The organism is Bacillus cereus group sp. RP32, assembly GCF_040459735.1.
Taxonomy (GTDB): domain Bacteria; phylum Bacillota; class Bacilli; order Bacillales; family Bacillaceae_G; genus Bacillus_A; species Bacillus_A wiedmannii.
This window is the reverse complement of record NZ_JARVHO010000001.1, coordinates 754,960-767,915: the sequence shown is the minus strand read 5'-3', so window position 1 is coordinate 767,915 and position 12,956 is coordinate 754,960. Positions and strand designations below refer to the sequence as shown.

The window sequence follows — 12,956 nt, the reverse complement described above, 5'->3', positions numbered from 1 at the left end:
CCCTACTTTACTATCCAACATTTTCTATTAGTATACAGCAAAACCGTTTACTATACATTTGTTTCCTGCATAGCAGCGAATTCATCCTCAGAAATAAGGACATCTCTCGGTTTCGTTCCTCTTCCTTCAGAAATAATCCCTTGCGATTCCATCTCTTCAATGAGACGTGCCGCGCGATTATAACCGATGCGGAATTTTCGCTGTACAGAAGATGTGGACGCTCCCCCTTGTTCTACAACAAATTGACATGCATCAAAGAACAATTCGTCTTCCGACTCAGCTTGTTCTGTTTTCGCTAATAAATCCTCTTGCTTAAATAAGTAATTCGGCTTCATTTGCTTTCTCACATGATCAACTGTTTTCTCAATCTCATCATCCGATACATATACACCTTGTACACGAACTGGTTTAGACGTACCGTTTCCTAAAAATAGCATATCACCACGGCCAAGTAATTTCTCCGCGCCCCCAATATCAATAATCGTACGCGAATCAACTTGAGATGATACAGTAAACGCAATACGCGTTGGAATGTTTGACTTAATTAAACCTGTAATAACATCTACAGACGGACGCTGCGTTGCTACTAATAAATGAATACCACAAGCACGTGCTTTTTGCGCAATACGACAAATCGCTTCCTCAACATCACCAGGTGCTACCATCATTAAATCGGCTAACTCGTCAATGACAATAACGATATAAGGTAATGTCTCTCCTGGAATTTCTCGCCCACTTACAATCGTATTATAACGAGTTAAATCACGAGCACCAGCGTGCGCAAACAATTCATAACGACGCTCCATTTCTTCAACCGCCCACTTTAATGCAGCTGTCGCTGCTTTTACATCCGTAATAACAGGTGCTACAAGATGCGGAACAGAATTGTATGGTGCAAGCTCAACCATCTTCGGATCGATTAACATTAGCTTCACTTCATGCGGTTTCGCTTTATATAAAATGCTCGTTAAAATTGCGTTAATGCACACACTTTTACCAGAACCCGTTGCACCCGCAATAAGTCCATGTGGCATTTTTCGAATATCCGTTACAATTGGATCGCCTGAAATATCAAGTCCTAGCGCAACTGTAAGCGGTGATTCGCTCTTTGTAAACACAGGACTTCTTAAAATTTCACGAAGGAATACTGGCTTACTTTCTTTATTTGGAACTTCGATTCCAATCGCACTCTTCCCTGGAATCGGTGCTTCAATACGAATATCTTTCGCTGCTAAACTCAGTTTAATATCATCACTTAAGTTTGTAATTTTATTTACTTTCACACCTGGGTCTGGCTGTACTTCAAAACGAGTTACCGCTGGACCTTGCGATACGTTAATAACATGTGCACCAACGTGGAAATTATTAAATGTTGTATCTAATAATTCTTTCTGTTCATCCAACCATTCCGTATTATCTAACGCTGCCTGCTGCGGAATTGACAACAGTGTTAATGGCGGAATTGCATATGTCGGTGGTGTTTGCAATACATTTCGCATATCGTTCTCTCTTTGATTTACAACATATGCTTTCTCTTGTACTTCCGTACTTGAAGTTGGCTTTTGTACTTGCTCTACCACCACTTGCTGCACTGGACGTTCTTCCACTTGTGATTCCACCACTACTTGCTGCATTGGTTTCTCTTCCACTTGTGGTTCCACTACCACTTGTTGTATTGATTTCTCTTCCACTTGTGGTTCTACTGCCACTTGTTGCATTGGTCTTTCTTCCACTTGTGGTTCCACTACTACTTGCTGCATTGGCTTTTCTTCCACTTGTTGGACAGGCTTATTCTCTACTCGTTCACTCATAGAAGGTTGCATTGCATTTACTCTAGCCGCATGTCTTTCCATTAATCGCGTTCTGTCTTGTTTCAACATAACAACATTAAATGGGACATGGCGCTTTTTCTGACGTTTTGGTTCTTCTTTTTGTACAATTGGTTGCTCTTCTGAGACCGGTGTTTCCTCTACAACTTGTCGTTCTTCTGCAATCGGTGCTTCCTCTACAACTTGTTGTCCTTCTGCAACTGGTGCTTCCTCTACAACTCGTTGCTCTTCCGTAATCGGTGCTTCCTCTACAACTCGTTGCTCTTCCGCAATCGGTGCTTCTTCTACAACTTGTTGTCCTTCTGCAATCGGTGCTTCCTCTACAACTCGTTGCTTTTCCGCAATCGGTGCTTCTTCTACAACTTGTTGTCCTTCTGCAACTGGTGCTTCTTCTACAACTCGTTGTCCTTCTGCAACTGGTGCTCCTTCTACAACTCGTTGCTCTTCCGCAATCGGTGCTTCCTCTACAACTCGTTGTCCTTCTGCAACTGGTGCTTCTTCTACAACTCGTTGCTCTTCCGCAATCGGTGCTTCTTCTACAACTCGTTGTTCTTCTGCAATTAAAACATCCGCAAAGCTTTGAACATCTTTCTTCGCTTGTTCTTCAGCCTCTGCAACATGTATGAATTCATTCGTTTGTTCAATTGCTTCATTTAAAACCATTTCTTGCTGTGTTTCCTCAAGTGCTACAGGTTCTGCTTCTTCTGGCGCTTCCGTTTCCGCAATTACTTCCACTTTTTCTAACTCTTCTGCTTCCGCAATTACTTCCACTTCTTCTAGCTCTTCTGCTTCTGCAATTACTTCCACTTCTTCTAGCTCTTCTGCTTCTGCAATTACTTCCACTTCTTCTAGCTCTTCTGCTTCTGCAATTACTTCCACTTCTTCTAGCTCTTCTGCTTCTGCAATTACTTCCACTTCTTCTGACTCTTCTGTTTCTGCAATTACTTCCACTTCTTCTGGTATTTCCACGATGATTGTTTCTTCAAGTTTTTCTTCTGCTTTGACAATCACTGATTCTTCTGGAGCTTGCTTTTCTACTTCAATAGTAGGTTGTTCTATTTCTGTATTACGTTTAGTTTCTTCTGATAATATTGTATCCTCGTGCTCTACTTTAGAATCTACTAATTCTGTTTGTAGAATGTTTTTGACCACTACATCACTTTCTTGCTTAGCATCTTCCATACGCTCAGCAATTGTTTGATGAGGTACTTCACCCGCTGGAACTGCCTGCTGTGCACTAATTTCTTGAACCACTTCTTTTTCTTCTACTATAGGCTCTTGGCGTTCAGTTTCATAACCGTTTTTCTCTAGCCATTGATCGACAACTGACTTTTCTTCCTTTTTACTTTGTTGATCTCGCTGATCAACACCTTCATGACTGGAAGAATTCGTTGCTTGTCCTTCTGAGAAATCAGATAATGTATATCCTTTTTTCTCTAACCATGCATCAACGACTGATTTGCCCTCTACAGATATTTCAAGATCTTCTCTTTCCTTTTTTTCCTCCTGCTTTTCTACCTTTTTCTCTACAGAAGGACGATTATATCCGTAAATTGGCGAGATCATTTCTGTTGGACGAAATGGTCTACGGTTACTTTCTTGCGAAGGTGCAGATGCTTTCTTTACGACAGGCTCTCTCTCCGGTTCATATTGTACTGCCGGCTCTTCATATGTAGAAACTACCTTTTCCACATACTGTCGTCTACTTCTTTCCACTTTGATCCCTTTTTGAGTAGGCTGATTTTCATATGTTACAACTTGAACAGGTTGTTCTTCAAAATGCCCTGTTGCTATAACATCCTCTTCATCAAACCCATTATCCGGTACTAATGGAAAACGGCATTTACCTGCATTCCGACTTGCCATTTGTGCTTCTCTTGCTTCAGTGTAGTGGTTTACACGAGGGATCTTCGGCTGACTTTCGATTTGCTTTGGTACTTCTTTATTTATCGCTGTTTGTTCTTCCTCTTTGTTAAACAGCTTTTTCATCCAATCTAACATGCTTACCACTCTTTCTACTAAATAGTAACATCCTTTATTGTATCAGCATTCGGCAAAAAGTGCAGGTAAAATTAAGCATGTCATATTTATCCACAACATTCTAATTTACGAGTGTTTTCATATGGAAAAACGCAGCCTTCCATGTAAGACTGCGTTTAAGCTTCACTCTTCCGATACTCATCTACACTATCCGTTACACTTTGCAATAAAGAATTTACATACTGTGGGTCAGATAATTTTTTATCTTCTTCAGAATTTGACATAAATCCAAGTTCTAATAGTACGCCAGGAACCTTTGCCCAATTAAATCCAGAAAGGTCATCCCTGAATTTAATTCCATTTACTTTCACTTGATGATTCTCTCTCATTTTATTTACAATCGTTTGAGAGATTTGAAGACTTTCAGCATAAATCTCTTTCGTGTACGGACTTCCTTCTGCCGGCGTTAATACAGCAAATCCACTTTGATTCGGATTTTCAGAGCCATCTGCATGAAGACGTAAAAATAAATTCGCCTTATGATCATTCGCAAATGTCGCGCGTTCTTTATTACTTATATCCACATCTTGTGACGTTCTCGTCATTAATACTTGTATTCCCTTTGCTTCTAACTTTTCTTTTAATACGGAAGCCATTTCTAATACAAGAACAGCCTCTCTTTTTTTCGTCACAACACCAGTTGTACCATCTGTCACTTTATATTTTTGCGTCGTTGCTCCTGGCCCGATCGGCTCCAAATTTAAATTTGCTTTTTGTTGATGCCCCGGATCAATAACAACAAGAAACTTTCCTTGTTTTTCATTACTCTCTACTTTTTGTTCATTATTTTGCAGCGGTTGCTCTGTTGGCTGCGCTGGCGTAGCTTCCTCTTTCTTTTCCTCGGCCGGCACTTCCTCCTGCTTCTGCTCCACTTGCTCATTCGTTTGAACTGCTTGCGGTTCTTCTTTCTTTTCTTGTTCTTCTTGCTGCTTTTCTACCGGTGCGTCTTCCCTGTTATCTTGTTTTTTTTCCTGCATAGAAGATGTTACTTCTTTTTTCGGCTCTTCTTGCGAACAACCTCCCATATATATTCCAATGAATACAATTATGCTCATTATTTTTATATACTTCATGTGTTTCTCCCATCACTTTGCACCGGTCTCAAAGTTTTTTATAATTGTTTTATAATCTCATCCATATTTCCAATATGAACGGGTTGCCACGCTTCTGTACCACGCTCTGCCGTATAAACTAAATACGCACCATCAGCCATATTTACGAAAATCGGATCCCCCATATCTGTTTCGTATCCGATAACAATCCATTCTTCTTTCCATTTTCCATGTTCTTCACTTATTAATGAATTTTTATGTTTATCATATCGATAACCGATTTGTCCTTTTTCTAATTCATTTTCGCTAAACACATATATTTCATAGGAACCTAGTTCGATATCTTGCTGTTTTGAAGTTTCAATTCGTTTCAGAAGTTCTGCGATTTTTAGTTGTTGTTTCATACGTCTATCCCCTTCTACTTTTCTAAATTTTAACTAGTTTGTTTATAAAATACAATATAGTTTTTGAGAAAAAAGGTGACATCCTTATCATATGAACGATTTTTTGAATATATCTGTCACAACTCGCAATATATCAATGATTCAACAGAAAAGAGAGGCTGTCCAAAAGGACAACCTCTCTTTTCTTACATCAATTAAAATTTGAACTCTTGTCCAACTTCAAAGCTATCTTCTAATACAAGAATACCTTTTTCTTGTGGAGCATCTGGAAGCTCTAATTCACGTGCTGAACAAATCATTCCAGAAGAAGGAACACCGCGAAGTTCAGCTGGTTTAATTAACATACCGCTTGGCATTACAGCGCCGATTTTTGCAACGACAACTTTTTGTCCTGCATCAACGTTCGGTGCGCCACATACGATTTGTAATGTTTCTGTACCGATTTCTACTTTACAAATGTTTAGCTTATCAGCATTTGGATGCTTCTCTTTTTCAGCTACATAGCCTACAACAAATTTTGGAGAAAGATCTGCTTCTACTGTTTCTTCAAAGCCGTTCTTCGCTAAAATTCCGTTGATTTTTTCTACAAATTCTTTCGTTAATGTTAGGTTACCTGTTTCTTTTACTTCTAAGTAAGAAGACGCATTAAAGATGTTGAATCCTGCTGTTACATTGCCTTCACGATCGTATACGCGTGCAACATCTCCTTTGCGATCAAAAGTACGGTTCTCTAAAGTAATATCTTGTAAGGCAACAATTAGAGTGTCACCAATTCCTTCAAGGTTGTAAAAAACGTTCACTTCGTTCATCCTTTCTCTTTTCCATCTGTCTTCTTCCGATTCTTCGCTAAAATAAAGATTGGCTCGAAGTCTCCATCTTCATATATGAATGAAAGTGATGTAATCGGAACATGCCCTTCGGCAAAAAATTTCATTGTCATTTGTGCAATAATATCATAACCGATTTCGTTGACGATATCAGCAATAATTAATACATCTTGGTGAGGAACAGCAACAACCATGTCACCAGAAATCTTTTCACGCATCGATTGTAGTAACGATTCGTTTAAAATACGCGTCGCATCATACCCATCATTTGTGTTTAAAAAGTAGAATGTATTCCCTGCTACTGTTTCTTGTTTAAATTCATAACCTAATGAGCGAGCGTTGAATAATGCCATCTCACGCACTTGTTGCTCTGTAAGTTCTAATTTTTGTAATAGACGCTCATCAATGAGTCGATACGTTTTATTCGAATCTAACGCGTAGTAAATACGTGTTTCCGCCGTATGATCCGTCATAATAAACGGATTTCCTTCTTCTGCTTGTTTCGGGAAAGAAGTAGAGCGAATAACAGGTAAAATTTTCGCTGCGCTATTTTCTTCTTTATGCATCGCAATTAACGCTTCTTGTACGTAATAAGCAACCTCTTCAATTGCTTTTTCTTTATTCACTTCCCATTTTGCCACAACTCCTGGAAGCGATACGTTAATACCTTTTTTCGAGTCTTTCTGTTCTATACGTAGAACTTCTTTCTCGCTATCATACTGAAAGTCCCATTCTGGGCGAGATAATTTCTTCATTAACTCGTCTTTCATCTTTTTACTTGTCATCTTCATCTCTTTTTCCTCCCTTCCAAAAAAATAACCTCCCCCGCGAAGGTAGAGGTTGTTTTACAATTCAATTGGCAAATTGCCTTATTTTAAACCTTCAATGAACTCTTCGATTTGCTCTTGTGTTTTACGATCTTTGTTTACATAGCGACCTGTTTCTTCACCCTTATTGTACGCTACAAAGCTCGGAATGCCAAATACGTCTAATTTTACGCATAGATCAATAAACTCATCACGATCTACATAGTAAAATGAGAAATCACTATATTTCTCTTCTACTTCTGGCATAAACGGGTCTACAAAACGGCAGTCTGGGCACCATTCTGCTGAGAACATAAAGACTACATTCTCTTCATTTTTCAATTGTTGGAATTGCTCCATGCTTTCTAATGATTTCATCTATATTTCCTCCTCTAACGAGTGCATTTTTTCATGTTATAATCTTTCTTTTATACTACCATACATCGCGCATGGTGCAAGGTTTATGCTTGCTTTTCGTCATACTTATATTGCCCAACAAGTAACTTAACAACGTGTACAAATAATTCCGTGCGGTCGACATAATCATCTGTAAAAATACCGATAGCACCTTCGTGACTACGAATATCTTTTCTTTGTACAAACTCTTCCATCACTTCACTTAACTCCTTGCCATCTTCAAGAGGTGCTAAAAAATCATCTGGTAACTTAATACGTGCACCGCCTGCAACGAATGTTTTACCGGTATTTGTTGCTAGCGAGCCCCAGTTACACATAAATAAACCGTGCTCCGTTTTCATTACGCCACCTTCTAATCCAATACCAATTTGAGCTTCTCCTTCTTGTAGCGCTCGCTTCGCTCTATTAACCGCTCCTTGCATCGTCTCTTCATCTGTAAACGGCTGATTTGCTACCCCTGAAGGAACAGAAAGAGATGTGATTGTAGCATCTTTCCAAACCTTCTCCACAGCACCAACTTTCGTTTTATTCTTCGATCCAACTACTACTTTCATTTCGTTCACCTCTATAAAAATTCATCATTTTGTTCCATCCAATATCCGCTTCGGCACAAATTAAGTACCAACCACTATCACACACCACAGTGGAATCCCTTTTACCTATAAAAGAAGATGGCTTTCCGCAATATTATTGGTCCTAAACAAAAAAACAGGCTTCTTCTTTCTTCCTACCCACGGTCTTAATACACCATTCGAGCACCTATTAAGCACTAACCGCCACCACACACCGCTGGGGCATCTATTCAACCTAAAAAAAGAAGGGTTTTTCGCCCTTCTCCTCTACGCGTTATTCTTAATTGTCTCTAACGTCGTTTTATCCGTTGCTCTTACAAGCTTCGTAATGAGTTCTTTTGCTGCCGCATAATCATCAACATGTAAAATAGAAGCATGTGTATGAATGTAACGTGCGCAAACACCAATTACTGCTGATGGGATACCTGAGTTACTTGTATGTACACGGCCCGCATCTGTACCACCTTGTGAAATAAAGTATTGGTACGGAATGTTGTGTGTTTCTGCTGTATCTAAAATGAATTCGCGCATTCCTCTATGTGTTACCATTGTACGGTCGTAAATACGAAGAAGAGCACCTTTTCCTAATTGACCGAACTGCGTTTTATCACCAGATGCATCGTTTGCTGGACTTGCATCAAGCGCATAGAAAATGTCTGGTTGAATCATATTTGCAGCAGTTTGTGCACCGCGAAGACCAACTTCTTCTTGTACAGTCGCACCAGAGTATAATGTGTTTGGTAATGTTTCTTCTTTTAATTCTTTTAATAATTCGATTGCAAGGCCACATCCGTAACGGTTGTCCCAAGCTTTCGCCATAATTTTCTTTTCATTTGCCATCGGCGTAAACGGACAGATTGGCACGATTTGTTGTCCTGGTTTTACACCAATCTCAATCGCATCTTCGTAGCTATCTGCACCTATATCAATTAACATATTTTTTATATCCATCGGTTTTGCACGTTGCGCGTCACTTAATAAATGAGGAGGAATAGAACCAACAACCCCAATAACAGGACCATTCTTCGTCATAACTTGTACACGTTGCGCTAATAACACTTGACTCCACCAGCCGCCTAACGTTTGAAAACGAAGCATCCCGTTTTTCGTAATTTGCGTAACCATGAAACCTACTTCATCCATATGACCTGCTACAAGAACACGTGGGCCAGTTTCGTCCCCTTTTTTCAGACCAAATACGCTACCTAAACCGTCTTGCACAATTTCATCCGCATATTTGCTTAATTCTTGCTTTATAAAACGGCGTACATCATGTTCGAAACCTGATGCACCTTGTAATTCTGTTAACGTACGAAATAATTGTAATGTCTCTTTATTCACGAAGTCCCCTTCTTTCAAACCTTAGTAGAATACCTCTTTTATTGTAACGAAATTTTCGAAATGTTTCTAGTTTCTTCTTTTTTAACTGTATTTGCTTTATAATTATTATTGGTACACTATTTTTATTTTATAGAATTGAGGTGAATATATGAGCTGGAAAGGTTTAGTAGCAGGTCTTGGCGTTGGGTTCGCAGCTGGTTATCTTGTTGCAAACAAAGTACAAGAACAATCCCATATTTCTTCAGAAAAAGCATTGAAAATGGTGAAACAAGCATTAAGTCATAAAGGTGAAATTACTGGCTCTTGGGTACATATGGTTCCAGAGGCATTTGAAAAATATGATGTCGCATACGAAGTTTATCGTGGCGGTCTTACAACAATGTTAGATGATATACAAGAACGATTTGAATTTTTAGTTGATGCTAAAACAGGTACTGTTTTAGAGGTTATAGCAGCATAAAAAGGAGGGTTCCCATTAGGTGAACCTCTTATTTTTTAATTTTGGATAGTAATTGAAATTATATCAGCGATTTTTTAAATATATCGACTTACCGACAAAAAACGAAAATAATAAAAAGGCTGCCCCAACTGGCTTCTGGAACAACCTCCTATTTTTATGCTTCTACACTCGTTTTCCGCTCTATCTTTTCTACAATATGTCCTTCCTTATTCCACTTTACTGCACGGTAATACGCGTCATGATAAAACGTAAACCAAGCATCGTTTTCAGCGCCATACTCCATCCACTTTTTCTTATTTTCAATTGATGTCATTGGATAATCATCGTAGGCCATCACCCATAGTACATTTTGATGTGCGTGCGTCGGCAATAGGTCTGCTAAATGAATCATCGTTTCACCTTTGCTTTCTAAAGTAATAACTGCATGCCCATCACTATGACCACCTGTATGCGCCATTTTTATTTCATCCGTAATTTCTATTTCTTGCTGGAATGTAACAACTTGATCTACAATCGGCTCCCAATTTTCCTTCCAATATGTATTACGCGACCTGATATTTGGGTTCCTCATTTCATTCCATTCTGTTTCGCTTACGTAAACTTTCGCATTCGGAAACGATGGTACAAGGTGATCACCTTCCCATTTCGTTAAACCAGATGCATGATCAAAATGCAGGTGTGTCATTAAGACATACTGAATATCTTCAGGTTTTAAATCTAGTTTTTCTAATGATTTATAAACCGATGACTCTTCTGTTACACCTTGATTTCGCTTCATCTTCTCATTCAATTTACCGTTTCCTATTCCGGAATCAATGAGCATATTACCGTCTTTCGTTTGCAAAAGTAACGGATCTGTTCGTAAATAAATATGATTTGTATCATTATGTTTATATTTACGTGACCAAAGCACTTTCGGTACAACACCAAACATTGCCCCCCCATCTAAATGTGTGTTCCCGCCTTTTAGCCACGTCACTTTTATATCTCCAATTTGTAACTGTTCCATTTTTCATCCCCCTTTCCTTTCAATATTAACATAAAATTCCGATTATTTTAGTTGCAAAAAAACCTATGCATTACTGCATAGGCTCTGTGCGATATTTTGCTTCAACTCGGTAAATACGATGACCTTTACTTGAGAATTTCTCTTCGTATTCTGTCATAATGTTTCCTTCATAATCACTATTATGAAGATCTAGGCTCAGGTAAGTTAATAACATACCATACTCAGCCATACTCATTAGAGAGTATTCAAATAAACCTTGGTTATCTGTTTTGAAATGAATTTCTCCGCCTTCTACTAACACTTCTTCATAATTGCGTAAAAATGTTTTATACGTTAGACGACGCTTCGTATGACGATTCTTCGGCCATGGGTCTGAGAAGTTTAAATAAACGCGGTCAATCTCACCTTTTGCAAAGAAAACTGTTAAATCTTCAGCATCTTTATTAATTAACTTTAAGTTCGGTACTTCTTCTTCAATTAATTTATCAAGTGCATCTACAACAACACTTGTGAATTTTTCAATTCCAATATAATTAATATGTGGGTTTGCTTTTGCCATATCGTACATAAAGCGGCCACGACCTGTACCTACTTCAATATGAATTGGTTGCTCATTTCCAAATACTTCTTTCCAGTTACCAGCGCGCTCCTCTGGGTTTCCAATTACGATATGTGAATACTCATTAATTCGATCCATTGCATATGGTTTATGTCTTAAACGCATAGATGTCTCCCTCTCTTTACATAGCTATTTTAAAGGAATAATTCCTTCTCTCTGTTTTAATAAATCTCCCAAACAAAAAACCAAGTACGTACGAGCACTCGGTCCGTTTCTTTCAAGTATAAGATGTACCATTTTGATAAAAACTACATACAGCATTAAACATTCCATGACGAAACAGCTTTTTCTCGTACATTTGAAGAGAAAAACAATCGAAAGGATGATCCGTTCATGCCAATTAATCAACAACATCAATTAGAAGTGCTGAAAGATATTTTAGTCAATCACCAAAGTGATTGTTGCGGGACAGTTTCTGAATGCGAGCAATTAGAGCGTCTCATTCAATCGTTACTCGCAAACGATAGTATAAGTAGTGACGCTAAAGCAATGCTAAACGATGTATATTCTTATAGTCAATCGGGTAAATCTTCCTCTAATTTGGACAACCACATTTCCAATAATCAAGAACAACTTACTCAGTGGATTGCTGGAATGGACAATTTTTCTTAAGTATTACTCTGAAGCAAGTAGTTGCTGTAAATATTGATGCCAATATTCAGCTTCTGCTTGCTGTTTTTTTGTTGTGTGCCATTGCATAGACAAAATCGTTTGTGCTATTACATACCATCTCATACGCCTAAGCAGCGATTCATCCATTTCAATATCATAATATTTGAGCCACTCGCTCCATTCGTGGCGCGGAATGTACCAATATAATAACATACCGAGGTCTAGAGCTGGGTCAGCAATTACAGCTCCATCCCAATCAATTAAAAACAACTCATCTTCATCCGACAATAGCCAGTTGTTATGGTTCACATCACAATGGCATACAACGAATTCATTGTATTCAATATCTTTTAATGAATCCATTAAATATTGAAGGCCTTGCTGAATTGTTTCATCATCCCTTATATCTCCTCTTAAAACCAGTTGCAGTTGTTGTAATAACTCTTGTGCGTGAAGCGGCTGCTTCCCAAGTCTTTGAATCATCTGTACAAGCGCTTTAGAAGAGTGTATTTTCTTCAAAAGCTTCGCAACACGTTCTAGTTTCATATCCTCTGGCTCTAGCTTCTGTCCCGGAAGCCATTTTTGAGCAGAAATTACATCACCGTTCGTTACCCTTCTTGTCCAAAGTAATTTTGGAACAATTCCTTCTGCTGACAATACCGCTAAAAAGGGCGATGTATTCCGCTTTAAAAATAACTTCTGTTGTCCGTTTTGCGCAATATACGCATCGCCCGTTACTCCACCAGCCGGTACAAGACTCCACTCTTTTCCTAATAATTGTTCCAACCATTCCATATTCATTACCCGTTAACAAATCCTTATCTTTTATAGTTATGAAAAGAAAAACCGCAACATTTCTACATATGTTGTGGATTCATATATTTTACTGTAAATGAAAAGAAAACTTGGCATAAGCCAAAAACTCTCTATTTTATTTTACAAAACCTGTCATAGAATGACAACTTATC

General features: G+C 38.5%; 13 protein-coding genes. 2 read left to right on the top strand and 11 right to left on the bottom strand.

Features of this window, described 5'->3' with window-relative positions:
- Positions 1–50 precede the first annotated feature (50 nt).
- The 8 genes from QCI46_RS03915 to QCI46_RS03880 all read right to left on the bottom strand — a co-directional run bounded on the left by QCI46_RS03915 (position 51) and on the right by QCI46_RS03880 (position 9,288).
- Entirely contained in the window at positions 51–3,830 is a 3,780-nt protein-coding gene (locus tag QCI46_RS03915; RefSeq protein WP_353839638.1) for a DNA translocase FtsK, read from the bottom strand.
- 155 nt (positions 3,831–3,985) lie between these two features.
- On the bottom strand, positions 3,986–4,942 hold the full coding sequence (locus tag QCI46_RS03910; protein WP_353839637.1) for an N-acetylmuramoyl-L-alanine amidase: 957 nt from the start codon (positions 4,940–4,942) through the stop codon (positions 3,986–3,988).
- Positions 4,943–4,980: 38 nt separating this feature from the next.
- A complete protein-coding gene (locus QCI46_RS03905; RefSeq protein WP_353839636.1) occupies positions 4,981–5,325 on the bottom strand; it encodes a thiamine transporter in 345 nt (114 codons plus the stop codon).
- A gap of 194 nt (positions 5,326–5,519) precedes the next feature.
- Entirely contained in the window at positions 5,520–6,134 is a 615-nt protein-coding gene (gene ytpR / locus QCI46_RS03900) for a YtpR family tRNA-binding protein (protein WP_353839635.1), read from the bottom strand.
- Entirely contained in the window at positions 6,131–6,943 is an 813-nt protein-coding gene (locus QCI46_RS03895) for a DUF1444 domain-containing protein (protein ID WP_353839634.1), read from the bottom strand. The genes ytpR and QCI46_RS03895 overlap by 4 nt, the downstream gene beginning before the upstream one ends.
- 78 nt (positions 6,944–7,021) lie before the next feature.
- Positions 7,022–7,336: a thioredoxin family protein gene (locus tag QCI46_RS03890; RefSeq protein WP_000838193.1), complete on the bottom strand. Its 315-nt coding sequence runs from the start codon at positions 7,334–7,336 to the stop codon at positions 7,022–7,024.
- Positions 7,337–7,419: 83 nt separating this feature from the next.
- Positions 7,420–7,929: a DUF84 family protein gene (locus QCI46_RS03885; protein WP_353839633.1), complete on the bottom strand. Its 510-nt coding sequence runs from the start codon at positions 7,927–7,929 to the stop codon at positions 7,420–7,422.
- A gap of 285 nt (positions 7,930–8,214) precedes the next feature.
- The gene (locus QCI46_RS03880; RefSeq protein ID WP_353839632.1) at positions 8,215–9,288 is read right to left on the bottom strand and encodes a M42 family metallopeptidase; all 1,074 of its coding nucleotides are present in this window, start codon (positions 9,286–9,288) and stop codon (positions 8,215–8,217) included.
- Between the two features lie 148 nt (positions 9,289–9,436).
- On the opposite strand from QCI46_RS03880, the gene QCI46_RS03875 reads away from it, so the two are divergent.
- Positions 9,437–9,748: a PepSY domain-containing protein gene (locus QCI46_RS03875; protein ID WP_048540743.1), complete on the top strand. Its 312-nt coding sequence runs from the start codon at positions 9,437–9,439 to the stop codon at positions 9,746–9,748.
- A 154-nt stretch (positions 9,749–9,902) separates the two neighbouring features.
- On the opposite strand, the gene QCI46_RS03870 is transcribed toward QCI46_RS03875, so the two are convergent.
- Together QCI46_RS03870 and trmB are read right to left on the bottom strand one after the other, a co-directional pair.
- Positions 9,903–10,757 carry a YtnP family quorum-quenching lactonase gene (locus tag QCI46_RS03870; protein ID WP_353839631.1) on the bottom strand — a complete coding sequence of 285 codons (855 nt, stop codon included), beginning with the start codon at positions 10,755–10,757 and terminating at the stop codon, positions 9,903–9,905.
- Positions 10,758–10,827: 70 nt separating this feature from the next.
- A complete protein-coding gene (trmB, locus tag QCI46_RS03865) occupies positions 10,828–11,481 on the bottom strand; it encodes a tRNA (guanosine(46)-N7)-methyltransferase TrmB (protein WP_001239384.1) in 654 nt (217 codons plus the stop codon).
- Between the two features lie 228 nt (positions 11,482–11,709).
- On the opposite strand from trmB, the gene QCI46_RS03860 reads away from it, so the two are divergent.
- Positions 11,710–11,988 (top strand): YtzH-like family protein, encoded by a 279-nt coding sequence (locus tag QCI46_RS03860; protein WP_001122236.1) that lies wholly within the window; start codon positions 11,710–11,712, stop codon positions 11,986–11,988.
- A gap of 3 nt (positions 11,989–11,991) precedes the next feature.
- Here the strand turns inward: QCI46_RS03860 and QCI46_RS03855 are convergent, their stop codons facing one another.
- The gene (locus tag QCI46_RS03855; protein WP_087984845.1) at positions 11,992–12,789 is read right to left on the bottom strand and encodes a phosphotransferase family protein; all 798 of its coding nucleotides are present in this window, start codon (positions 12,787–12,789) and stop codon (positions 11,992–11,994) included.
- Positions 12,790–12,956 lie beyond the last annotated feature (167 nt).

Excerpts from the sequence above, each read along its gene's own strand:
- QCI46_RS03915 (WP_353839638.1), bottom strand. The coding sequence starts at position 3,830 with ATGTTAGATTGGATGAAAAAGCTGTTTAACAAAGAGGAAGAACAAACA.
- QCI46_RS03910 (WP_353839637.1), bottom strand. The coding sequence starts at position 4,942 with ATGAAGTATATAAAAATAATGAGCATAATTGTATTCATTGGAATATAT.
- QCI46_RS03905 (WP_353839636.1), bottom strand. The coding sequence starts at position 5,325 with ATGAAACAACAACTAAAAATCGCAGAACTTCTGAAACGAATTGAAACT.
- ytpR (WP_353839635.1), bottom strand. The coding sequence starts at position 6,134 with ATGAACGAAGTGAACGTTTTTTACAACCTTGAAGGAATTGGTGACACT.
- QCI46_RS03895 (WP_353839634.1), bottom strand. The coding sequence starts at position 6,943 with ATGAAGATGACAAGTAAAAAGATGAAAGACGAGTTAATGAAGAAATTA.
- QCI46_RS03890 (WP_000838193.1), bottom strand. The coding sequence starts at position 7,336 with ATGAAATCATTAGAAAGCATGGAGCAATTCCAACAATTGAAAAATGAA.
- QCI46_RS03885 (WP_353839633.1), bottom strand. The coding sequence starts at position 7,929 with ATGAAAGTAGTAGTTGGATCGAAGAATAAAACGAAAGTTGGTGCTGTG.
- QCI46_RS03875 (WP_048540743.1), top strand. The coding sequence starts at position 9,437 with ATGAGCTGGAAAGGTTTAGTAGCAGGTCTTGGCGTTGGGTTCGCAGCT.
- QCI46_RS03870 (WP_353839631.1), bottom strand. The coding sequence starts at position 10,757 with ATGGAACAGTTACAAATTGGAGATATAAAAGTGACGTGGCTAAAAGGC.
- trmB (WP_001239384.1), bottom strand. The coding sequence starts at position 11,481 with ATGCGTTTAAGACATAAACCATATGCAATGGATCGAATTAATGAGTAT.
- QCI46_RS03860 (WP_001122236.1), top strand. The coding sequence starts at position 11,710 with ATGCCAATTAATCAACAACATCAATTAGAAGTGCTGAAAGATATTTTA.
- QCI46_RS03855 (WP_087984845.1), bottom strand. The coding sequence starts at position 12,789 with ATGAATATGGAATGGTTGGAACAATTATTAGGAAAAGAGTGGAGTCTT.